Here is a 22,492-nt window from a genome sequence, read left to right as displayed (position 1 = left end):
CCCTCAGCCGGCCGCTCGCGTCCACCCCACGGTCCGCAGGCGCGCCGCGTCCGCGGGGCGTCTCTCGTCGAACAGGACGTCCCCGGCGGCTTCCACACGCAGTTGGTCCACGTAGCAACCGCGGCCGACGTACAGCCGGTCCGTCGCGTACCGCCAGCGCAGGGCCAGCTCCCGCGCGGCGGGGACGTCCGCGGTGAGCCGGTGCCAGACGCGGCCAGACCAGCCGGTCACCGAGCCCGACGGGTGCGGCTCGGGGTCCTGACCGCGGCGGGACGTCGTGAAGGGCACGGGCTGCCAGCTGGTGCCGCCGTCGGCCGAGGCCTCCAGGGCCAGCACGTCGGCCTTGGGCTCGGTGTCCCACCACAGCGCGCAGCGCAGCCGCACCCGGCCGGCGGACGTGTCGAGCGCGGGAAGCGCCAGGGTCGCCGTCGTGGAGAGCGCCGTCCCGGAGAACCAGGCCGTGTGTCCCCGCGCCGGCCGGACCGGCACGGCCCGTGCCATGTTGTTCGCGGCGGCGACCCTGGGCGCGGACCCCGAACGCCAACTCCGTACGGGATGCACCGAGTTGCCGAGAACGACGAGAAAGGAGTCGGTCGTCGGGTCGAGCACCAGCGAGGTGCCCGTGAAACCGGTGTGCCCGGCCGTGCGCGGCGTGGCCATCGCGCCCATGTACCAGTGCTGGTAGAGCTCGAAGCCGAGGCCGTGCTCGTCCCCGGGGAAGGCGGTGTTGCAGTCGGTGAACATCAGCCCCACCGACTCCGGCGACAAAATCCTGGACCGCCCGTAGACACCGCCGTTGAGCAGCGTACGGCCGAGGACCGCGAGGTCCCACGCGTCGGAGAACACGCCCGCGTGGCCCGCGACACCGCCCAGGCTGAAGGCGTTCTCGTCGTGCACCTCGCCCCACACCAGGCCCCGGTCGAGCCCGGACCACGGCGGGCGCGCGTCCTCCGTGGCCGCGATCTTCGGCCGCCAGGACGCGGGCGGGTTGTAGCGGGTGCGGCGCAGGCCGAGCGGCACGGTGATCTCGTCGCGCAGGAGGGTGTCCAGGGTGCGGCCCGTGATCCGTTCCAGCACGAGCTGGAGCGAGATGAGGTTCAGGTCCGAGTACAGGTACGCCGTGCCGGGCGCGCTGACCGGCGCCTCGTTCCAGATGAGCTGGAGCTTCTCCTCGTGGGTCGGCGCGCTGTACAGCGGGATCCAGGCACGGAACCCCGAGGTGTGGGTGAGGAGCTGGCGGAGCGTGATGTCCTGTTTGCCCGCGCGTGCGAAGTCCGGCAGGTACGAGGCGACTTTCGCCTCCAGCTCCAGTGCGCCCCGTTCCATCTGCTGCACCGCGAGGATCGAGGTGAACAGCTTCGACACCGACGCCAGGTCGAACACGGTGTCACCGGCCATCGGGATCTGCTCGCCGGGCGGGAACTCGATGCCGGTGTCGGTCTTCTCGTCGTAGGCCCGGTAGCGCACCGCCATGCCGATGGGCCGGTGCAGGGCGACCGTACCGCCGCGTCCGGCGAGCAGGACGGCGCCCGCGTACCAGGGGTGCTCGGGGGAGGGGCCGAGGAACGCCTCCGCGTCGGTGACGAGTTGCCGCAGGTGGGCGGGGAGCAGTCCGGCGCGTGCGGCGGAACCGTGCCGCAGGGTGGGGCGGTGGCCGGTCGCCGCCGGGGCGGGCCCGGCGGGCAGCGAGGCGAGGGCGAGCGCACCGCCCAGGGCCATCCCCGCTCTGCCCAATTGACGCCGGGTCGGTTCGCCGCTCACCGCTTCGTCGGTCACCGCGTACCCCACCCCTTCGCCTCAACCGCCTCGCGTGTCCCCGGGAGTATGTCCCTCACGCGTCGCCGTGAATCTGGCGGAGAGTCATCGCGGAATACGGCGGAGAATCCTCCACGGAATCTGACGGTGCATCAGAATACCCCTTCCGTCCTCCGGAGGACTGCGGCATCCTGCGCCCATGCAGACGGAGCTGAGCCAGACACTGGGAATCGAGCACGCCGTCTTCGGCTTCACGCCGTTCCCCGCCGTCGCCGCGGCCATCAGCCGGGCCGGCGGCTTCGGCGTGCTCGGCGCGGTCCGCTACACCGCCCCCGACGAGCTCAAACGCGACCTGGACTGGATCGAGGCGCATGTCGACGGCCGTCCGTACGGCCTGGACGTCGTGATGCCGGCGAAGAAGGTCGAAGGCGTCACCGAGGCCGACGTCGAGGCGATGATCCCCGAGGGACACCGGCAGTTCGTCCGGGACACCCTCGCCCAGCACGGCGTGCCCGAGCTCGCCGAGGGCGAGGCGTCCGGCTGGCGCATCACCGGCTGGATGGAGCAGGTCGCCCGCAGCCAGCTCGACGTCGCCTTCGACTACCCGATCCGGCTCCTCGCCAACGCCCTCGGCTCCCCGCCCGCCGACGTCATCGCCCGCGCCCATGACCAGGACGTCCTGGTCGCCGCACTCGCGGGCAGCGCCCGGCACGCCCGCAAGCACCGGGACGCGGGCATCGACATCGTGGTGGCGCAGGGCTACGAGGCGGGCGGCCACACGGGCGAGATCGCCTCCATGGTGCTCACCCCCGAGGTCGTCGACGCCGTCGCCCCGCTGCCCGTGCTGGCCGCCGGCGGCATCGGCAGCGGACAGCAGGTGGCCGCCGCGCTCACCCTCGGCGCCCAGGGTGTGTGGCTGGGCTCCCTGTGGCTGACCACCACAGAGGCGGACCTCCACTCGCCCGCCCTGACCCGCAAGCTGCTCGCGGCCGGCTCCGGCGACACCGTCCGCTCCCGCGCGCTGACCGGCAAGCCCGCACGCCAGTTGCGCACCGACTGGACCGACGCCTGGGACGACCCGGACGGGCCCGGCACTCTCCCCATGCCGCTGCAAGGGCTGCTGGTCGCCGAGGCCGTCTCGCGGATCCAGAAGTACGAGGTCGACCCGCTGCTCGGTACCCCGGTCGGCCAGATCGTCGGCCGGATGACCAGCGAACGCAGTGTCCAGGCCGTCTTCGACGACCTCACCCGCGGCTTCGAACAGGCCGTGGACCGCGTCAACCGCATCGCCGGAAGGAGCGGACAGTCGTGAGCACACCGCCAGTGGGCTTCTGGGCCCAGGCCACCGAGAACCCCGGCCGCACGGTGCTCGTCGCACCCGACGGCGAGGAGTGGACCGCCGGGCGCCTGCACGCCGCCGCCAACCGGCTCGTGCACGGCCTGCGCGCGGCCGGGCTGGAACACGGCGACACCTTCGCGGTGGTCCTGCCCAACGGCGTCGAGTTCCTCACCGCGTATCTCGCCGCCAGCCAGGCCGGGTTCTACCTCGTCCCCGTCAACCACCACCTGGTCGGCCCGGAGATCGCCTGGATCGTCTCCGACTCCGGCGCCAAGGTGCTCCTCGCCCACGAGCGCTTCGCCGACGCCGCCCGCCACGCCGCAGGCGAGGCAGACCTGCCGGGCACCCACCGGTACGCCGTCGGCACGGTCGAGGGCTTCCGCCCGTACGCCGAACTCCTGGAGGGGCAGCCCGAGTCGCCGCCCGGCGACCGCACCCTCGGCTGGGTCATGAACTACACCTCGGGCACCACCGGCCGCCCCCGCGGCATCCGACGCCCGCTGCCCGGCAAGCCCCCGGAGGAGGCGTACCTCGGCGGCTTCCTCGGTATCTTCGGCATCCGGCCGTTCGACGGCAACGTGCACCTGGTGTGCTCGCCGCTCTACCACACGGCCGTGCTCCAATTCGCGGGCGCTTCTCTGCACATCGGCCACCGGCTGGTCCTCATGGACAAGTGGACGCCCCAGGAGATGCTCCGCCTCATCGACGCCCACCGCTGCACCCACACTCATATGGTCCCCACCCAGTTCCACCGCCTGCTGGCCCTGCCCGACGAGGTGAAGGACCGCCACGACGTCTCCTCCATGCGGCACGCCATCCACGGCGCCGCGCCCTGCCCCGACCATGTGAAACGGGCCATGCTCGACTGGTGGGGGCCCTGTGTCGAGGAGTACTACGCGGCCAGCGAGGGCGGCGGCGCCTTCGCCACCGCCGAGGACTGGCTGAAGAAGCCCGGCACCGTCGGCAAGGCCTGGCCCATCAGCGAGCTCGCGATCTTCGACGACGACGGCAACCGGCTCCCGCCCGGTGAACTCGGCACGGTGTACATGAAGATGAACACCGGCGGCTTCTCGTACCACAAGGACGAGGCCAAGACCCGCAAGAACCGCATCGGCGACTTCTTCACCGTCGGCGACCTCGGCCACCTCGACGAGGACGGCTACCTCTTCCTGCGCGACCGCAAGATCGACCTGATCATCTCCGGCGGCGTCAACATCTACCCGGCCGAGATCGAGTCGGCCCTGCTCGCCCACCCCGCCGTCGCCGACGCCGCCGCCTTCGGCATCCCGCACGACGACTGGGGCGAGGAGGTCAAGGCGGTCGTGGAACCGGCCACCGGGCACCGGCCCGGGCCCGCCCTCGCCGCCGACCTCCTGGACCACTGCGCCCACCGGCTCGCCGGGTACAAACGGCCCAGGACCGTCGACTTCATCTCCGAGATGCCCCGCGACCCCAACGGCAAGCTGTACAAGCGGCGGCTGCGGGAGCCGTACTGGGAGGGCCGGACGCGACCGGTGTGAGGCCGCTTCGGGCGTTGGTGCCCCAGCTTCGGTCGCTGAGGCTTTGGTCGCCGCGGTGGGCGCGGGCGTCATCCTTTGGCCGGCACCCCCTCGCCGTCCGGCCGGTACCCGGCCGGACCCCGGCTTCTTGGATGTACGGATCCCGCCGGGCCCGAACAGGGTGCCGCCCCACCGGGGCGGCACCCTTCGCGCACGGTCAGCGGCGCTCGTGCACCCGCACGACCTTCAGCTTCGGCGAGGACAGGATGTCCTTCTCGCAGAAGCGCGACGTCACCCACTTCTCACCGGAGAACAGCCGGGTCTGATCGGCGAAGTGCGGCGAATTCGGGTTCGACGACTGGGAGTACGTCAGCAGCGTGCGCGCCACCGGGCAGTGGCTGCCGTCCCAGCCCACCGCCTGCAGGTGGCTGCTCCCGAACGGCACCTCCGTGTAGCCGCCGGCGGCCGCGTCCCACGACGGCTCGATCACGTTCCACACGCCGAGCCGTCCCGCGCCGCCCGGCACGGGCAGGCGCTTCCCGTCGCGGACGACGAACTGGTGCGCGCCGAGCGGCGCGTCGAGCGCGATGCCCGCGGCCCGCAGCTCGGCCACCGCGTCGGCGAGGGCGGTGGGGAGACCGGGGGCGTCCGTGTTCAGGGTGTTCGGGGTGCGGACCGGGTCCGCCGCCGAGAACGGCACCTTCCACAACCGATCGGCCGGCACCGCCTGTTCGAGCCTGCGCCAGAACCGGTCGAAGAGCAGCGCTCCCCGGCTCCCGGTGTCCATGGTGCGGTCCCACGCCTTCAGCACTCCGCAGGCCTCCGACACGTCGACGGCCTTGCCGTCGCCGCCGGTCGCCGTACCGCCGGGCAGCGCGGCGCACGCCCGGGCCACGTCCCCGGCGGCGAGGTCACCCGCGGGCACCCGGTTGGCGAACTGCTGTTGTTGCAGGTCGCGTACGGTCAGGCCGCCGCGGTCCGCCATCGCCGCCACGTCCTCGATCGCGCCGCGGGTACGCAGGCCGAGCTGGGTGCCCACCGTGCCGAAAATCCGCTCATAGCCGGTGAGGGGCCGGTCGGCGTTGGTCATCCACGCGGTGCCGTTGGAGTTCTCCGCGTACGGAGCGTCCTTCAGCGTCGGCATCCGCCCCGGGCCGAAGATCCCCGGTACGACGGCGTCGGGGTCGCTGCCGAGAGCGCAGTCGCCGCGCGAGCCGTCGAGGATCGCGATCCCGGACGCCGGGTACGTGGTCCTGCCGAGTTCCGTCGAGCAGCGCCCGGCCAGCTCGTCGGTGATACGGGGGAGCACCTGGGACTGGGTGTAGAGGGAGTGCCCCGCCCGGTCGGCGGCGATCGTGTTCACCCAGGGGAGGCCCTGGTGCCGGTCGAGGGAGGCGAGGACGTCGGCCGTGCTCCGCGCCTTGCTGAAGCCGAGCGAGGTGTCGGGGAAGCGGAGGTTCGCGGCGTTGGGATCGTGCAGGGCGTACGCCGTCTCGCCGGTCCACGGCAGCGGGACCTGCGGGCTGAGGGAGGTGACGACGGGGCCGTAGCGGGTCCACCACTGGGTGCGGGTCACCGGCGTGCCGTCCTTCACGGCGACCGTCACGGTCCGCTTCTTCATGCGTTCCGGCCTGCCGTCCACGCGGTAGACCGTGGGATCGGCCGGATCGAGTGTCAGCCGGTGGAAGTTGGCCGGAATGCCGGTGGAGACGGTATGGCTCCACGCCACATGTGCGTTGAACCCGACGGAGATCGCCGGGGTGCCGAGCAGGGACCCGCCGGACACGTTCAGCTCACCCGGGATCGTCTGCTGCGACTGCCAGAAGCGGCGCCCGCCGTCCCACGGGTAGTGCGGGTTGCCCAGCAGCAGACCACGGCCGTTCGCCGTCGTGTCACCGTGGAAGGCGACCGCGTTGGAGCCCATGCCGGGGTCGCCCCACAGCTCGTCCGCTGCCTTCACCACGGCCTTGGCGCCCGGCGTGCGGGCGGACGGAGCGCGGGAGGCGGCGGTGGCTCCGGTCGGCGGCTGCGCGGCCGTGATCGTGTCCACGAACCGCCCCTCGCCGGATATCGAGGCGATGGCCAGACCGCGGGCCGCCACGTCCAGCTCGGTGACCGGCCGGACCCAGGACGCGCCCGCACAGGCCGGATCCGTGATCTTCTGCTGCTTCAGCCGGGCGTTGTAACCGGCCGCCCAGCCGCGCATCATGTCCCGGACCTCACGGCTGGGGCCCACGGGCGCGCGCTCGGCGAGCAGCTTCTGAATGGTGCGGCTCTCGCGCACCCCGCGGAAGTACAGGTCGCTGGCGAGGTTCGTCCTGGCCGCCGAGAGATCGCCGCCGGCGGGCGCGTCGGCACCGAAGTACCGGGACCGCTCGCCCCGCAGGGTCACGAACCCGTCGGCGAGCGTGCACACCTCGTCGGCGGCCTGCGCCCAGCCCGTACCGAAGCCCAGGTCCGCGTGGTCCTTCGCGACGATGTGCGGAATGCCGTACTCGGTGTAGCGGATGACGGCGGACATGCCGTCGCGGGAGGGGTGTTGCTCTGCTCGCTGCTGGGTCGTGGCGGCGGCCGCGGGTAACGCGGACGCGGCGGTGAACAGGGCCGTGGCCCCGAGAACGAGTCGTCTCAGGCGGCTGCGCATCGTGCCCTCCAACATCGTCGAGGGAAAGGAGCGACGAGTGTACGAACCTGATTCGAACGCCCGTCGGTTTCATGACACCGGACGCCGTCGGCGGCGGCAGGGTTGCTCGTGGCCGGCCCACGCCGTGGCTTCCCTGTCCGGGGTCCTTGACCTCCTCGGGCGGTGAACCGAGGATCATGTGTCATGACGACGCCCGGACACGGCAGCACGGTCGACGCAGTCCTGCGGCGCAGCGCCCGGCGCACACCGGCGCGCGTAGCGGTGGAGTACGCCGAGCGGACCTGGACGTACGACGAACTCGACACCGCGGTCTCCCGCGCGGCTAGCGTCCTCCTCGGCCAAGGGCTGTCTCCCGGGGACCGGGTCGGCGCCTACGGCCACAACTCCGACGCCTACCTGATCGCCTTCCTGGCCTGCGCCCGCGCGGGCCTGGTGCACGTACCCGTCAACCAGAACCTGACCGGCGACGACCTTGCCTACATCGTCGGCCAGTCCGGCAGCTCCCTCATCCTCACCGACCCCGGCCTCGCGGCGCGACTGCCGTACGGTGTACGGACGTTGCCCCTGCGCGACGCCGACGGCTCGCTGCTGGCACGGCTGCCCGAGGCACCCGCGTACGACGGTCCCGAGCCGCGCACCGACGACCTCGCGCAACTGCTGTACACGTCCGGGACGACCGCCCTGCCCAAGGGCGCGATGATGACGCACCGGGCCCTGGTGCACGAGTACCTGAGCGCGATCACCGCCCTCGACCTCAGTGCGGGCGACCGCCCCGCGCACGCCCTGCCGCTGTACCACTCGGCGCAGATGCACGTCTTCCTGCTGCCCTACCTCACCGTCGGCGCGACGAACATCATCGTCGACGCACCCGACGGCGACCGGCTCTTCGACCTCATCGAAGAGGGCCGCGCGGACAGCCTGTTCGCGCCGCCCACCGTCTGGATCGCCCTGGCCGACCGCCCCGACTTCGCCACCCGCGACCTGAGCGGTCTGCGCAAGGCCTACTACGGCGCCTCGATCATGCCGGTCCCCGTACTCGAACGGCTGCGGGAGCGCCTCCCGGGCCTGGCCTTCTACAACTGCTTCGGCCAGAGCGAGATCGGCCCCCTGGCCACGGTCCTCGCGCCCGACGAACACAAGGGCCGCATGGACTCCTGCGGCCGGCCCGTCCTGTTCGTCGACGCGCGCGTGGTCGACGAGGACGGCGAGGACGTACCCGACGGCACCCCCGGCGAGATCGTCTACCGCTCCCCGCAACTGTGCGAGGGCTACTGGGACAAGCCCGAGGAGACCGCCGAGGCCTTCCGCGACGGCTGGTTCCGCTCCGGCGACCTCGCGGTACGCGACGCGCACGGCTACTTCACGATCGTCGACCGCGTGAAGGACGTCATCAACTCCGGTGGCGTCGTGATCGCCTCACGCCAGGTCGAGGACGCGCTGTACACCCACCCCCAGGTCGCCGAGGCCGCGGTCGTGGGCCTGCCGGACGAACGCTGGATCGAGGCGGTGACGGCCGTCGTCGTCCCGCGCGGCGAGGTCTCGGAGGCGGAACTGATCGACCACGTCCGCGAGAGGCTCACCCCCTTCAAGGCGCCGAAGCGGGTGGTCTTCGTGGACGAACTCCCGCGCAACGCCAGCGGAAAGATCCTCAAGCGGGACCTGAGGAACGACCTCGGGAAAGGGTAGCGCGCACGAACCGGAGAACCCGGTTGTGCCGGACCGGCCCCTGACAGCAGGATCGGCGGCATGCCGATCTTCAGTGCCCCGGACGGGACCCGACTCGCCTGTCACCTGCGCGGCGAGGGTGAGCCGCTCGTCGTGCTGCCCGGCGGGCCCATGCGGGCCTCCGCCTATCTGGGGAACCTGGGCGGTCTGGACGCCCATCGGCAGCTGGTGCTCCTCGACCTGCGCGGCACGGGGGAGTCCGGGCTGCCGGCGGATCCGGGGACGTACCGCTGTGACCGGCTCGTGGACGACGTCGAGGCGTTGCGGCTCCATCTGGGACTGGAGCGGATGGACATGCTCGCGCACTCGGCGGGCGGCAGTCTCGCCATGCTGTACGCGGCCCGGTACCCGGAGCGGGTGGGACGGCTGGCGCTGGTCACCGCCACCCCGTGGGCACTGGGGTGGCCGGCGACGGCGGGGGACCGGCTGACGGCGGCCCGGCCGCGGGCGTCGGAACCCTGGTTCGCGGAGGCGTTCCCGGCGTTCGAGGCCTGGCTGGGCGGTACGGGTGCCTTCGACCCGGTGTTCCTCCCGTTCTTCCACGGGCGCTGGGACGACACCGCCCGGGCCCACGCCGGCCGGGAGGAGGCCGAGACCAACGACGACGCGGCGGATCTCTACGGTGCCGAAGGCGCCTACGATCCGGACGCGACGCGGAGTGCGCTGGCCCAGTCGCAAGCCTCCGTGCTCGTTCTGGCCGGCGGAGTCGACGGTGGCCCGAGCCCGGCCCTCGCCCGCCGTACCGCCGACGTCTTCCCGAAGGCCGAGTGCGTGGTGCAGCCGGGCGCGGGGCACTACCCCTGGCTCGACGACCCGGAGTGGTTCACGCGGCGCGTGTCCGCGTTCTTCTCCTGACCGGCGCGACCCACCGCTCTGCTGTCGGCAGAGCGGCCCCGGCCCGGGCGCGCCCCTCGCCTACCGTGCCCGGCATGGACACACCACCGCGCACCGTACGGGCGAACGGCATCACCCAGGCCTACCGTGTCTGGGGGCCCCGGGACGCAGAGCCCCTCGTGCTGCTGCACGCCCGCGGGGCCGACGGCGCCGACTGGGCGGAGATCGCCCCCGCCCTGGCCGCCGGACCCCGCCGCGTCTACGCCCCCGACCTGCGCGGGCACGGCCGTACCGACTGGCCCGGCGGATACGCGTACGAGACCATGCGCGACGACCTCCACGCCCTGCTCGGGGCGCTCGGCATCGCCCGCGCCGACATCGTGGGCCACTCGCTCGGCGGCGCCGTCGCCTGCCTTCTCGCGCAGCACAGCCCGGGGCTCGTACGGCGGCTCGTCCTGGAGGACGTGCCCGCGCCCTTCCCGCTGGACCCGCCGCGCCCGCCCGCCGAACGGCCCGGCGGTTATCTGCCGTATGACTGGGCGATGATCCTCGCCACCGACCGGCAGCGCAACGCCCCCAATCCCGTGTGGTGGGACCACATGGGGCGGATCACCATGCCCACGCTGCTGATCGGTGGCGGGCCGGCCAGCCCGATTCCGCAGGAGCAGATCGCCGCGCTCGCCGAACTGCTTCCCGACGCGCGGCACATCACCGTCGACGCGGGGCATCTCGTGCACGAGACGCGGCCGAAGGAGTTCCTCGCCGCCGTGGAGGACTTCCTCAGCCCCGCGGACCGTACGCCGCCATGAAGCGGTCGCGGAACTTGTCCATGCCCCACCGGGGCGCGTTCTCGGCCGGCTTGAGGCCGTCCGTCCAGCCCCAGTCGGCGACGCGGTCCAGGACCTTCTTGTCGTGGGCGACGATCGTCACCGGCACGTCCTTGCCGGTGTCCCCGGCGGTGACGGTCGGCACCGGCTGGTGGTCGCCGAGGAAGACCAGCACCGTGTCCTCGTCGCCGTAGCGCTCGACCCACTCGGTCAGGCTGCGGATCGAGTACTCGATGGCCCGCCGGTACTCGGTGCGCACCTTCTCCGGGTCCTTCCAGACCTCCGCGGGGTTGGTGCCCTCCTTCTTGATCCGGTGGAACACCGAGCCGTCGCCGAGGTCGTTCCAGTCGATCATCCGCGCGATGGGCGACCAGGGGTTGTGGCTGGAGGCCAGGATGATCTCCGCCATGATCGGCTCGCGGTCCTTCTTGCCGTGCTCCAGGCGCTGGAAGGCCTCCATGCTGAACTGGTCGGGCACGGGCGTCCAGCTGAAGTACGGGCCGTGGTAGCCGAGATGCTCGGAGTCGTAGATGTGGTCCAGGCCGAAGTACTTCCCCTCCGGCCAGGCCCGCCGCACCCCCGGCACGATGCCGACGGTCCGCCAGGCGCCCGTCTTGCCGAAGTACTTCGTCAGCGTCATGCGATCGCTCGTGGTCAGATTGCGGTACCGCTGCTGGTTCTTGATCCACAGCCCGGACAGGAAGGTCGAGTGGGCGAGCCAGCTGCCCGCTCCCGTCACCGGCGACTGCAGCCAGCCGCTGCGCGACTCGAAACCGGCCGCCTTCAGCGAGCCGGTGCCCTCCTTGAGCACCGCGTCGATCCGGGGCGCCATCGCCGGGTCGTCGATCGCGACCCGGCCGTAGCTCTCGATGAACGTGAACAGGACGTCCTTGCCGCGCAGCCCCGTGAGCAACTGGTCGGGCGGCGTCTTCGCGAAGGCGTCCACGGCGGCCTGCTTCTCGAAGACCCGGGCGTCCTTCAGGCCCGCCCGGACCTGCTCCACCCGGTTGCCCAGGAACTCCGCGTTGCCCTTGGTGGCGATCGGAACGGTGCCGATCTGCACGCCCAGCGTCATGCAGGTGATCCACGCCGTGCCGAGGACCAGGACCGTACGGCCGGCGACGGGCCGGTTGCGGACCATCAGGTGCGTCAGCCGCACCACGGCGAGGGTCGTGAGGACCGGCACCGCGACGAACAGGACGATCACGCCGGCCACGGCCAGCACCTGGCCGGTACGGCCGAACGTCTCCCTCAGGAAGTCCGTGCCGTTCTCGATCAGTATCCAGTCCAGGACCAGGTCGAAGGGCCGGGCCAGGATCTGGTAGAAGCCCATGTCGACGAACTTCAGGACCGTGACCAGGCCCAGGAACACGCCCGTGACGACCGCCATGACCCGCCGGGGCCTCGACGGCAGCGCGAGCAGCAACCCGGCGAGCAGCACGCCCTCGGCGGGGATGCGGACGAACGACGCGAATTCGACCCGCTCGATCCGGTTCGGCACGAGCAGCGCGAACAGCACGAGGGCACCGGCCAGCACCGTTGTGCCGATGGAGATGCCTTGTGCCGTACGGGGGTAGCGACGCCGCCACCCGAACCAGCCGGGCTTCGCCGTCGGCGGCCGCCCGGAAGGGGTCTCCGGCGCCGGGGTGGCGCCTTCGGGGGCGTCCGTGCCGGTGCCGCCCTTCGGATCCGCCGTACCGGTGTCGTCATCCGGTTCCGCCCCGCCCTCGGTCGTGTCCGAGAGCTGACGGGAGCGAGTGAAGAGCGACACCCGGAGGTCCTTCCGTGCGGTCTTGCTGGCATGGCGAACAGAGCCCGGAGACCGAGCCTGCCACCACCAGTACGTCCGCACGTCACCTTGGGTTCAATGGTCCGGCCGGAGAATCACCCGTCCGCCGCCACCGCCACCTCCCGCGCCCACCGGTAGTCCGCCTTGCCGCTCGGCGACCGCTGGATCGACTCGGTGATCACCAGCCGGCGCGGGATCTTGTAGCCGGCGAGCCGGTCACGGCAGTGCGTCCGGATGTCCTGAAGCGACGGCCGTGCAGCACCCTCGCGCAGTTGCACCACCGCCGCCACATGGTGGCCCCAGCGGGGGTCCGGCACCCCGGCCACCAGCGCGTCGTAGACGTCCGGGTGGGACTTGAGGGCCTGCTCGACCTCCTCCGGGTACACCTTCTCGCCACCGGTGTTGATGCACTGCGAGCCCCGGCCCAGGACGGTGACCACGCCCTCCTCGTCGACGGTGGCCATGTCGCCGAGCAGCACCCACCGCTCGCCGTCCCTCTCGAAGAAGGTCCCCGCGGTTTTGGCCGGGTCGTTGTAGTAGCCGAGCGGCACATGTCCGCACTGGGCGACCCGGCCCACCTCACCGACCGCCACCGGCGCGTACGTGGCCGGGTCGACCACCTGGGTACGGGCGTTGACCCGCACCCGAAAGCCCCGCTCCGGTCCCGAGTCCTCGGTCGCCGTCCCGTTGAAGCCCGACTCCGACGAGCCGAAGTTGTTCAGCAGCATGGCGTTCGGCACCAGCTCCCGGAACTGCCGGCGCACCGTGTCGGACAAGATCGCGCCGGACGACGACACGCTGAACAGCGACGAGCGGTCGATGTGCCGCAGCGGACCGCTCAGCGCGTCGATCAGCGGCCGCAGCATCGCATCCCCCACCAGCGAGATGCTGCTGACCCTCTCCTTCTCCACGGTCCGCAGCACCTCCTCGGGCACGAACTTGCGGTGGATCAGTACCCGCTGCCCGAAGTTGAAGCCGATGAACGCCGTGAGGGTGGAGGTGCCGTGCATCAGCGGAGCCGTCGGGAAGAACGTGATCCCCGCACCGCCCGCCGCGACCCGCTCGGCGAGCTCCTCCGGCTTCTTCACCGGCTCCCCGGTCGGGGCGCCGCCGCCGAGGCCCGCGAAGAACAGATCCTCCTGCCGCCACATCACGCCCTTGGGCATCCCGGTCGTGCCACCGGTGTAGATGATGAACTGGTCATCGGCCGACCGGGCCGGGAAACCGCGCTCGGGCGACCCGGCGGCCTCCACCTGGGCGAACTCCACACAGGGCACCTCTGCGGCTCCCGGCGCCGCAGCGCCCACCCGGATAAGATGCCGCAGCTTCCCGGCCCGGGGCCGCGCCGCCGCCACCCGGTCCGTGAACTCGGCGTCGAAGACCAGCGCGGCCAGATCCGCGTCCCGGTAGAGGTACACCAACTCCTCTTCCACATACCGGTAGTTGACGTTGACGGGAACGATCCGAGCCTTCAGGCAGCCCAGCACCGTCTGCAGGTACTCCACGCCGTTGTAGAGGTGGAGCCCGAGGTGCTCCCCGGGGCGTATCCCGCTGTCGAGCAGGTGGTGGCCGACGCGGTCGGCCGCCGCGTCGAGCTCCGCGTACGTCAGGCGGCGCTCCGCGCCCGTGCCGGGATGGTCGGCGTACACCAGCGCCTCACGGCCGGGGACGACGTCGACGACCGACTCGAACAGGTCGGCAAGGTTGTACTCCACCGCTCCTCCTGACCCCGGGGCGTGCCTGGCATCGGACGGTTCGCCGGTCATCAGAGCAAAGGGCGGTCCAACTGTGAAGGGTCTCCGCGAAAGAATCTGACTGCCTGTCAGAAAACCCTTGAAGTGCTTCCCGCCCTACTGCAACCTGTTCTCGTTCCATGAGAGGGGAGTTCGCCATGGGTGGGACGGAACACCTCACCGTGCAGCGCGAAGGCGCCACACTGGTGCTCACGCTCAACAGGCCGCAGGCCAGGAACGCGCTCTCACTGCCGATGCTCGTCGGCCTCCACGACGGCTGGCTCGAGGCGGATGCGGACGACTCGGTGCGCTCGATCGTCCTCACCGGCGCGGGCGGCTCGTTCTGCTCCGGAATGGACCTCAAGGCCCTCGCCGGGAACGGCATGGCCGGAGAGGAGTACCGCGACCGGCTCAAGGCCGACCCCGACCTGCACTGGAAGGCGATGCTGCGCCATCACCGCCCGCGCAAGCCGGTGATCGCCGCCGTCGAGGGGTACTGCGTCGCGGGCGGCACCGAGATGCTCCAGGGCACCGACATCCGCGTCGCCGCCGAGTCCGCGACCTTCGGCCTGTTCGAGGTGAAGCGCGGCCTGTTCCCCATCGGCGGCTCCACGGTCCGGCTGCCACGCCAGATCCCGCGCACCCACGCCCTGGAGATGCTCCTCACCGGCCGCCCCTACAGCGCCCGCGAGGCCGCCGCCATCGGCCTGGTCGGCCACGTCGTCCCCGACGGCACCGCCCTCACCAAGGCGCTGGAGATCGCCGAACGGATCAACTCCTGCGGCCCGCTGGCCGTCGAGGCCGTCAAGGCCTCCGTCTACGAGACCGCCGAGATGACCGAGTCCGACGGCCTCGCCGCCGAACTCACCCGCGGCTGGCCGGTCTTCGACACCGCCGACGCCAAGGAGGGCGCCCGCGCCTTCGCGGAGAAGCGACCGCCCGTCTACAGGCGCGCGTAGCGCCGCGCCGGCTTCGGCCGGTCCAGAGCTGCGGGTCGTCGGTGGCCGAGCGCGCAGTTCCCCGCGCCCCTGAGGGGGCGCGCCCCGTGCACGCCGATTCCAAGGAGGCAGGCCCTCGATGACCGCAGTTCTCAAGGCGCCGCTTGTCGTCGAATTTCCCTTCACCCGCTCCCTGGGCCCCGTCCAGAGCGCGTTCCTGACCGGCCTGCGCGAACGTGTCGTGCTCGGCGTACGCACCGGAGACGGCCGCACCCTCGTCCCGCCCGTCGAGTACGACCCCGTCACCGCCGAGGAACTCCGCGAGCTGGTCGAGGTCGCCCCCACCGGCACGGTCACCACTTGGGCCTGGAACCCGGCCCCACGCCGCGGCCAGCCCCTCACCACACCCTTCGCCTGGGTCCTGGTCCGCCTCGACGGAGCCGACACCGCCCTCCTCCACGCCCTCGACGCTCCCGGCCCCGCCGCCGTGCACACCGGAATGCCCGTCCGCATCCGCTGGGCCGCAGAACGCACCGGCGCCATCACGGACATCGCCTGCTTCGAGCCCTACGACGGCAACCGAGCCGTACCGACAGGACACCCGGGCGAGTTCGAGGACCCCGTCACCGGCATCGTCGCCGCCGCCCGCCTCGACTACACCTACTCGCCCGGCCGCGCCCAGACCGCCTACATCAACGCCCTCTCCGGCCGGCGGACCGTCGGCGAACGCTGCCCGTCCTGCCGCAAGGTCTACGTCCCCCCGAGGGGGGCGTGCCCCACATGTGGCGTCGCCACATCCGAGCAGGTCGAGGTGGGTCCCCGCGGCACAGTCACCACGTTCTGCATCGTCAACATCAAAGCGAAGAACCTCGACATCGAGGTGCCGTACGTCTACGCCCACATCGCCCTCGACGGCGCCGACCTCGCGCTGCACGGCCGGATCGGCGGCATCCCGTACGACGAGGTCCGCATGGGCCTGCGCGTCGAACCCGTGTGGACCGAGGGCGCCCGCTACCCCGACCACTACCGGCCCACCGGCGAACCCGACGCGTACTACGACACCTACAAGGAGCTGCTGTGACGAGCGCACCGCGCGGCCGCGAGATCGCCGTCGTCGCCTTCGCCCAGACCGACCACCGGCGCGCCAGCGACGAGCTCTCCGAGGTGGAGATGCTGATGCCGGTGCTGCACGAGGTCCTGGACCGGACCGGCCTGAAGACCGCCGACATCGACTTCACCTGCTCCGGCTCCAGCGACTACCTCGCCGGCCGCGCCTTCTCCTTCACCCTCGCCCTCGACGGCGTCGGCGCCTGGCCCCCGATCTCCGAGTCGCACGTCGAGATGGACGGCGCCTGGGCCCTGTACGAGGCGTGGACCAAACTCCTCACCGGCGACGCCGACACCGCCCTGGTCTACGCGTACGGCAAGTCCTCGCCCGGCTCGGTCCGTGACGTCCTGACCCGCCAGCTCGACCCCTACTACGTGGCACCCCTGTGGCCCGACTCCGTGGCCCTCGCCGCCCTCCAGGCGCAGGCCCTCATCGACGCCGGCGACACCGACGAGCCCGCCCTCGCGGCCGTCGCCTCACGCAACCGGGCAGCGGCCACCGCCAACCCGCACGCACAACTGCGAGGACCCGTGCCGCAGGGCGACCACCTCGTACACCCCCTGCGCACCGGCGACTGCCCGCCCATCGGCGACGGGGCCGCCGCCGTGATCCTCGCAGCGGGGGACCGGGCCCGTGCACTGTGCGCACGCCCCGCCTGGATTCGCGGCATCGACCACCGCATCGAGGCACACGGCCTCGGCGTGCGCGACCTGACCGACTCGCCGTCCACCCGGCTGGCCGCCGAGCGGGCCGGAGCCTTCGAGCGGCCCGTCGACACCGCCGAGCTGCACGCGCCCTTCTCCGCGCAGGAGATCGTTCTGCGCAAGGCCCTCCGGCTGGGCGACGACGTGGACGTGAACCCCTCCGGTGGGGCCCTCGCCGCCAACCCGATCATGGCCGCCGGGCTCATCCGCATCGGAGAGGCCGCCGCCCGCGTCCACCGCGGCCAGTCCGACCGTGCCCTCGCCCACGCCACGTCCGGCCCCTGCCTCCAGCAGAACCTGGTCGCCGTACTCGAAGGGGAAGCCCGATGAGCAAGGAGCCCGTGGCCGTCGTCGGCATCGGCCAGACCAAGCACGTCGCGGCACGCCGGGACGTGTCCCTCGCGGGACTGACCCGGGAAGCGGCCCGGCGAGCGCTCCAGGACGCCGAGTTGACCTGGGCCGACATCGACGCCGTCGTGATCGGCAAGGCGCCCGACTTCTTCGAGGGCGTCATGATGCCGGAGCTCTACCTCGCCGACGCCCTCGGCGCCGTCGGCAAACCCATGCTCCGCGTGCACACCGCCGGCTCCGTCGGCGGCTCCACCGCGCTCGTCGCGGCGAACCTCGTCGCGGCCCGCGTCCACGGCACGGTCCTCACCCTCGCCTTCGAGAAACAGTCCGAGTCGAACGCCATGTGGGGCCTGTCCCTGCCCATCCCCTTCCAGCAGCCCCTGCTGGCCGGGGCCGGCGGGTTCTTCGCGCCGCACATCCGCGCGTACATGCGCCGCAGTGGCGCGCCCGAGACGATCGGCGCCCTCGTCGCACACAAGGACCGCCGCAACGCGCTCAAGAACCCTTACGCCCATCTGCACGAGCACGACATCACCCTCGACAAGGTCATGGCCTCGCCCATGCTGTGGGACCCGATCCGCTACTCGGAGACCTGCCCCTCCTCCGACGGCGCCTGCGCCATGATCCTCACCGACCGCGTGGGGGCGGCTCGGGCGCCACGGCCGCCCGCCTGGATGCTCGGCGGCGCGATGCGCAGCGAACCGACCCTCTTCGCCGGCAAGGACTTCGTCTCCCCGAAGGCCGGGCAGGACTGCGCCGCCGACGTCTACCGGCAGGCCGGGATCACCGACCCCCGCCGCGAGATCGACGGCGCCGAGATCTACGTGCCGTTCTCCTGGTACGAGCCCATGTGGCTGGAGAACCTCGGCTTCGCCGGCGACGGCGAGGGCTGGAAACTCACCGAGGCGGGCGTGACCGAACTGGACGGGGACCTGCCCGTCAACATGTCGGGCGGCGTGCTGTCCGCCAACCCCATCGGCGCCTCCGGCATGATCCGCTTCGCGGAAGCGGCGCTCCAGGTGCGCGGGCAGGCCGGGGAACACCAGGTGGACGGGGCTCGCAGGGTGCTCGGCCACGCCTACGGCGGCGGATCGCAGTTCTTCTCCATGTGGCTCGTGGGCGACCGGCCCCCGGACTCCTGAAAGGTCCCCCTCACGTGCACTGTTGGCCGTGGGACACGATCGCTAGGCTGGCCGCGGACGACGAACCGGGAGGAGCACGGACGTGGCCGAGACCACCACCCAGCAGCGCCCGCTCACAGGCTGGGACAAGCCGGAGCTGGACCTCACCAACGCACAGTGGCAGTCCAGCAGCCAAGGGCGGGGGGATGTCCAGATCGCCTTCGTCGAGGGCTTCATCGCCATGCGGAACAGTGCCCGGCCGGAGAGCCCTTCGCTGATCTTCACGCCCGCCGAGTGGGGCGCGTTCGTGTCGGGAGCGCGGGAAGGAGAGTTCGACCTCACCTGAGGACGGGCGAAACGTCCCGGACGGCCGGGATCCCACGGCCGATCCGGGGGTGTTCCACCCGCATTTCCGGACACGCGACCGGAGGCATCTTCCCGGAGCCACCGCCTGAGTCAGGCTGGCCCCAGGGAGGGGACGGTCGGATCCCGGAGGTGAGGAACCCATGAGCACCCTGCCTGTCGTCGCGGCGGTCGACGGTTCGCACGACAGCCTGCGGGCCCTGGAGTGGGCTGCCGACGCCGCTCGCCGGCGCGCGGTACCCCTGCGCGTGGCGCACGTACGCCAGTACGCCCACTGGGCACAGCCCGACGTCCTCGCCGCCGGGTCCGGGGACCCGCAGGACGACCCCGTTCTCGACCAGGTCCGCAGCCACCTGGAGGGCCGCGCCGGCCAGCCGGACACGGAGTACGTCGGCCTGGAGGGCGCGGCCGGCGCGGTCCTGCCCGAACTGGGTGCCACCGCCCAGCTGCTGGTGCTCGGCTCCCGGGGCCGCGGCGGCTTCGCCAGTCTGCTGCTCGGCTCGAACAGCATGGCCGCCGCCCGCGACGCCGAGTGCCCCGTCGTCGTGGTGCCCCGGCCCGGACGCGAGGTCCACGGCGAGGCGCCGGGCGGTCCCGGCTCGCGTGTGGTCGTCGGCCTGAAGGTGGACGGCCCCGACGAGGCCACACTCCAGTTCGCCTTCGCCGAGGCTGCCCGGCGCGGTGCCCGGCTCCAGGCGGTCGCCGCCTACCCGTGGCCCGCGCAGCCCTGGATGATGCCCGGGGAGATGCCCCCGCCGATCGTCGACCAGGACGTCATCGAGGACGAGACCCGGGTCCTCGCCGACGGCTTCCTCGCCCCGTACCGCGAGCGGCACCCGGACGTCCCGGTCCAGCTGACCCCGGAGGCGGGCGACGCGGCCGGGTACCTCGTCGCGGCCTCCCGGGACGCCGACCTCGTTGTGGTGGGGCGCCACCGGCGGCGTCTGCTCTCACCCGTCCGCATGATGGGCTCGGTCACCCATGCCGTGCTGCTGCACGCCGCGAGCCCCGTCGCCGTGGTGCCACCGTCGCCCCCGGCGGACTGACCTCGACGTAATGGGTACGGCCGGGCCTATCATTAGCCGCATGCGGGAACCGATCAACAGGGACGCCCGGCTCGCCCTGGACCTGGCCCTCACCATCCGCCACGACGGCAACGGCGGCGTCACCGACGACCTGGCCGACCCGACAGGCCTCACCGCGTGGGTCCGGGCACACCCCGAGGTCTTGCCGGACACCGCTCCCGACCGAGCCGACGTTCACCGCGAGGGCCTCCCCGTGGGCACGGCACCGCAGCCGGCCGACGGCGGCGCTGCCGGGTTCACCGCCGACGCCGCGCACCTCACCGCCGTCCGCGAGCTGCGGGCCGCCGTCCGTGCGCTCTTCGCCCGGGCCGTGCGCCCGGGCGAGCCGAGCCCCGCGGACGCGGCCCGCCTCATGCCCCTGCCGGAAGCGGTGCGGCACCTGAACGAGACGGCCGCCCGCACCCCCACCGTGCCGGTCCTGGCCTGGCCCGAAGGCGCCACCCCGGTCGTCCGTCAGAAGCCCGTCGGCGCCGGCGACGACCTGACGGCGGCCCTCGCGCACGCCGTGATCGCGTTCCTCACAAGCCCCGACCGCGACCGGCTGCGGGCCTGCCACGCCCCGCGCTGCGTGCGGTACTTCCTCAAGGAGCACCCGCGCCAGGAGTGGTGCAAACCCTCCTGTGGCAACCGAGCACGGGTGGCCCGCCACCACCAGCGGCACAAGGCGCCGGCCCGGGCCGACCGGTACCCGCCCGAGCGGCCTCGCACCGCTCGCGGTACCGGGTGACGACCCGGCCCCCGGTCCGCCGCCCGCCCCGCACTTCGCAGGCCCGGGCACGTACCATGGGCGACATGTCGTTCCTCCGCCGCCGCAGCGCCACGCCCGCCGGGCCCGACTTCGACGTACTGGCCATGGACCCGGGCGACTGGCCCGGCAACCTCGGTGCGGGGCTGCTGCCCGCGCCCGACGGGACCTGCCAGGGCGTCTTCCTGCGCTACGACCTGTTCGGCGGTCGCGGCCCCGCGATGATCATCGGGAATCTGCCGGAGGGCTCCCCGGCCCGCGAGGTCCCCGAGGGCCAGGTCCCCTTCGAGGTCGCGCAGCTGCTGCTGGCGCTGGAGAACGACGAGGAGGTCACCGTCGTCAGCACCGAGGACGTACCGGTGATGCAGGGCGACAACCTCCTGATCGTGCGCCGCGTCAAGCTCTCCGAGGGCCGGATCTCCTGCGTGCAGTTCGACCGCAGCGACAACGTCCTGGTGACCATCGCCGCCTGGGACCGCCCCATCACGGACGACCTCTACGCCCTCCTCAAGCCCCTGCCCGCGGAACTCTTCCAGCAGGGCTGAGCCGAACCGGCGGCACACGAAAGGGCCGCTGTACGCCTGCCCCGGCGTACAGCGGCCCTTTCGTCCCCGTCAGCGAGTGCCGACCGCCGCGCGCACGGCGCGCCGGGCCAACTGGCAGTCGTCGTGCAGCCGCCGCAGCAGCAGCCTCTGCTCCTCGCCGGACGGCGCAGCACCCGGGTGGGCCGTGCCCGGTGCCGCCGGGGTCGCGTCGTGCATCGAACGCTGCACGGCCGTTTCGTAGGTACGGATCTCACGGGTCAGCACCAGCATCAGGTTCACCAGGAAGGCGTCCCTGGACGCGGGCCCCGCCGACTGGGCGATCTGGCTGATCTGACGGCGGGCGACCGGTGCGTCCCCGAGCACCGACCACAGCGTCGCCAGGTCGTAGCCCGGCAGGTACCAGCCGGCATGCTCCCAATCCACCAGCACTGGACCGGCCGGTGACAGGAGAATGTTCGACAGCAGTGCGTCGCCGTGGCAGAACTGGCCCATGCCCTGCCGCCCGGCCGCCTGCGCGATGCCGCGCAGCAGCTTCTGCAGGTCGCCCAGGTCACGGTCGGTGAGCAGCCCCAGCTCGTGGTACCGGGAGATCCGGGCCGCGTAGTCGAGCGGGGCGTCGAACGTGCCCGCCGGCGGCCGCCAGGCGTTCAGCCGGCAGATCGCGCCGAGTGCCGCTCTGATGTCCGCCCGGGGCGGCGCCTCCGCCGGGTGCCGCTGGAGCGCCGCCACCCGGCCCGGCATCCGCTCGATCACCAGGGTGCAGTTGTCCGGGTCCGCCGCGATCAGTCTCGGCGCCCGCACAGGAGGGCGGTGCCGGACGAACGAGCGGTACGCCGCTATCTCGTGGCGGATCCGCTCGGACCAGGCGGGGGAGTGGTCCAGTAAACACTTGGCGACAGCCGTGCTGCGGCCGGTCGTGCCGACCAGGAGCACGGACCGTCCGGTGCGGCGCAGCACCTGCACCGGGGCGAACTCCGGGCAGATGCGGTGCACGGACGCGATCGCCGTGCGCAGTTGCGCGCCCTGAGGGCCGGACAAGTCGAGTCTCCCGCTGAGCGGTTGGGTGCCGATGACCGCGCCGCGCCGAGCCCTGCCCGCGCCGAGCACGGGGGCCGCCGACCGCGCGGGGGCGAGGTAGGGGCCGCTGTCCGTGGGACGCGGGTGCAGCGACCGGGGCGGTGCGGACACGGAGGACGATGCTGTGTACATGGGCGAAACAGATCCCTTCGTGTGCCTGCGACGACAGCGCACCACCCGGCCCGGATACCCGGGAGGACCCTGGGGAGTGTCCCTGGCGACCGGGTCGGGGTGGCGCGTTCCTACCTGACACCGGATGACCGGTGGCACACCATCTGGCGCACCCTGGCGAACCCTGGCGAATAGTCGC

Annotated in this window: 18 protein-coding genes; 13 read left to right on the top strand and 5 right to left on the bottom strand. The window is 72.3% G+C overall.

The features are described from left to right. Positions 1 to 3 precede the first annotated feature (3 nt). Positions 4 to 1,719, bottom strand: coding sequence for a serine hydrolase domain-containing protein (locus CEB94_RS03175; RefSeq protein WP_425472535.1), 1,716 nt, complete (start codon positions 1,717 to 1,719; stop codon positions 4 to 6). Between the two features lie 235 nt (positions 1,720 to 1,954). Between CEB94_RS03175 and CEB94_RS03170 the strand changes: the two genes are divergently transcribed. Continuing rightward, positions 1,955 to 3,067: an NAD(P)H-dependent flavin oxidoreductase gene (locus CEB94_RS03170; protein ID WP_175430705.1), complete on the top strand. Its 1,113-nt coding sequence runs from the start codon at positions 1,955 to 1,957 to the stop codon at positions 3,065 to 3,067. Continuing rightward, positions 3,064 to 4,614: an acyl-CoA synthetase gene (locus CEB94_RS03165; protein ID WP_175430704.1), complete on the top strand. Its 1,551-nt coding sequence runs from the start codon at positions 3,064 to 3,066 to the stop codon at positions 4,612 to 4,614. Before CEB94_RS03170 ends, CEB94_RS03165 begins: the two co-directional genes overlap by 4 nt. Before the next feature lie 196 nt (positions 4,615 to 4,810). Here CEB94_RS03165 and CEB94_RS03160 read toward each other — a convergent pair whose 3' ends face one another. After that, entirely contained in the window at positions 4,811 to 7,237 is a 2,427-nt protein-coding gene (locus CEB94_RS03160; RefSeq protein ID WP_175430703.1) for a penicillin acylase family protein, read from the bottom strand. Between the two features lie 183 nt (positions 7,238 to 7,420). Between CEB94_RS03160 and CEB94_RS03155 the strand changes: the two genes are divergently transcribed. The 3 genes from CEB94_RS03155 to CEB94_RS03145 all read left to right on the top strand — a co-directional run bounded on the left by CEB94_RS03155 (position 7,421) and on the right by CEB94_RS03145 (position 10,605). Further along, on the top strand, positions 7,421 to 8,923 hold the full coding sequence (locus CEB94_RS03155) for an acyl-CoA synthetase (RefSeq protein ID WP_175430702.1): 1,503 nt from the start codon (positions 7,421 to 7,423) through the stop codon (positions 8,921 to 8,923). A gap of 60 nt (positions 8,924 to 8,983) precedes the next feature. Then, complete coding sequence (locus CEB94_RS03150; RefSeq protein WP_175430701.1) at positions 8,984 to 9,817, top strand: alpha/beta fold hydrolase; 834 nt, start codon at positions 8,984 to 8,986, stop codon at positions 9,815 to 9,817. 74 nt (positions 9,818 to 9,891) lie between these two features. Beyond that, a complete protein-coding gene (locus tag CEB94_RS03145; RefSeq protein ID WP_175430700.1) occupies positions 9,892 to 10,605 on the top strand; it encodes an alpha/beta fold hydrolase in 714 nt (237 codons plus the stop codon). Here CEB94_RS03145 and CEB94_RS03140 read toward each other — a convergent pair. Together CEB94_RS03140 and CEB94_RS03135 are read right to left on the bottom strand one after the other, a co-directional pair. Then, positions 10,577 to 12,394 carry an alkaline phosphatase family protein gene (locus tag CEB94_RS03140; protein WP_175430699.1) on the bottom strand — a complete coding sequence of 606 codons (1,818 nt, stop codon included), beginning with the start codon at positions 12,392 to 12,394 and terminating at the stop codon, positions 10,577 to 10,579. The genes CEB94_RS03145 and CEB94_RS03140 overlap by 29 nt on opposite strands. Before the next feature lie 113 nt (positions 12,395 to 12,507). Further along, positions 12,508 to 14,127, bottom strand: coding sequence for an acyl-CoA synthetase (locus tag CEB94_RS03135; RefSeq protein WP_175430698.1), 1,620 nt, complete (start codon positions 14,125 to 14,127; stop codon positions 12,508 to 12,510). 176 nt (positions 14,128 to 14,303) lie between these two features. Between CEB94_RS03135 and CEB94_RS03130 the strand changes: the two genes are divergently transcribed. The 8 genes from CEB94_RS03130 to CEB94_RS03095 all read left to right on the top strand — a co-directional run bounded on the left by CEB94_RS03130 (position 14,304) and on the right by CEB94_RS03095 (position 21,105). After that, a complete protein-coding gene (locus tag CEB94_RS03130) occupies positions 14,304 to 15,104 on the top strand; it encodes a crotonase/enoyl-CoA hydratase family protein (protein WP_175430697.1) in 801 nt (266 codons plus the stop codon). 118 nt (positions 15,105 to 15,222) lie between these two features. Then, the gene (locus tag CEB94_RS03125) at positions 15,223 to 16,164 is read left to right on the top strand and encodes a Zn-ribbon domain-containing OB-fold protein (protein ID WP_175430696.1); all 942 of its coding nucleotides are present in this window, start codon (positions 15,223 to 15,225) and stop codon (positions 16,162 to 16,164) included. After that, positions 16,161 to 17,225, top strand: coding sequence for a thiolase domain-containing protein (locus CEB94_RS03120; protein ID WP_175430695.1), 1,065 nt, complete (start codon positions 16,161 to 16,163; stop codon positions 17,223 to 17,225). The genes CEB94_RS03125 and CEB94_RS03120 overlap by 4 nt, the downstream gene beginning before the upstream one ends. Next, positions 17,222 to 18,388 carry a thiolase domain-containing protein gene (locus tag CEB94_RS03115; protein WP_175430694.1) on the top strand — a complete coding sequence of 389 codons (1,167 nt, stop codon included), beginning with the start codon at positions 17,222 to 17,224 and terminating at the stop codon, positions 18,386 to 18,388. Before CEB94_RS03120 ends, CEB94_RS03115 begins: the two co-directional genes overlap by 4 nt. A gap of 82 nt (positions 18,389 to 18,470) precedes the next feature. Beyond that, the gene (locus tag CEB94_RS03110; protein WP_031141375.1) at positions 18,471 to 18,713 is read left to right on the top strand and encodes a DUF397 domain-containing protein; all 243 of its coding nucleotides are present in this window, start codon (positions 18,471 to 18,473) and stop codon (positions 18,711 to 18,713) included. Between the two features lie 160 nt (positions 18,714 to 18,873). Further along, a complete protein-coding gene (locus CEB94_RS03105) occupies positions 18,874 to 19,776 on the top strand; it encodes a universal stress protein (RefSeq protein ID WP_175430693.1) in 903 nt (300 codons plus the stop codon). A gap of 40 nt (positions 19,777 to 19,816) precedes the next feature. Beyond that, positions 19,817 to 20,542, top strand: coding sequence for a CGNR zinc finger domain-containing protein (locus CEB94_RS03100; protein ID WP_175430692.1), 726 nt, complete (start codon positions 19,817 to 19,819; stop codon positions 20,540 to 20,542). 65 nt (positions 20,543 to 20,607) lie between these two features. Continuing rightward, entirely contained in the window at positions 20,608 to 21,105 is a 498-nt protein-coding gene (locus CEB94_RS03095; protein WP_003987988.1) for a glycosyltransferase family protein, read from the top strand. A gap of 69 nt (positions 21,106 to 21,174) precedes the next feature. Here CEB94_RS03095 and CEB94_RS03090 read toward each other — a convergent pair whose 3' ends face one another. After that, the gene (locus CEB94_RS03090) at positions 21,175 to 22,314 is read right to left on the bottom strand and encodes an aminoglycoside phosphotransferase family protein (RefSeq protein ID WP_175430691.1); all 1,140 of its coding nucleotides are present in this window, start codon (positions 22,312 to 22,314) and stop codon (positions 21,175 to 21,177) included. Positions 22,315 to 22,492 lie beyond the last annotated feature (178 nt).

It is taken from the genome of Streptomyces hawaiiensis (assembly GCF_004803895.1).
In the GTDB taxonomy this organism is placed as follows: domain Bacteria; phylum Actinomycetota; class Actinomycetes; order Streptomycetales; family Streptomycetaceae; genus Streptomyces; species Streptomyces hawaiiensis.
Note: the sequence above shows the minus strand (reverse complement) of the source record. Positions and strands in the feature narration are given on the sequence as shown.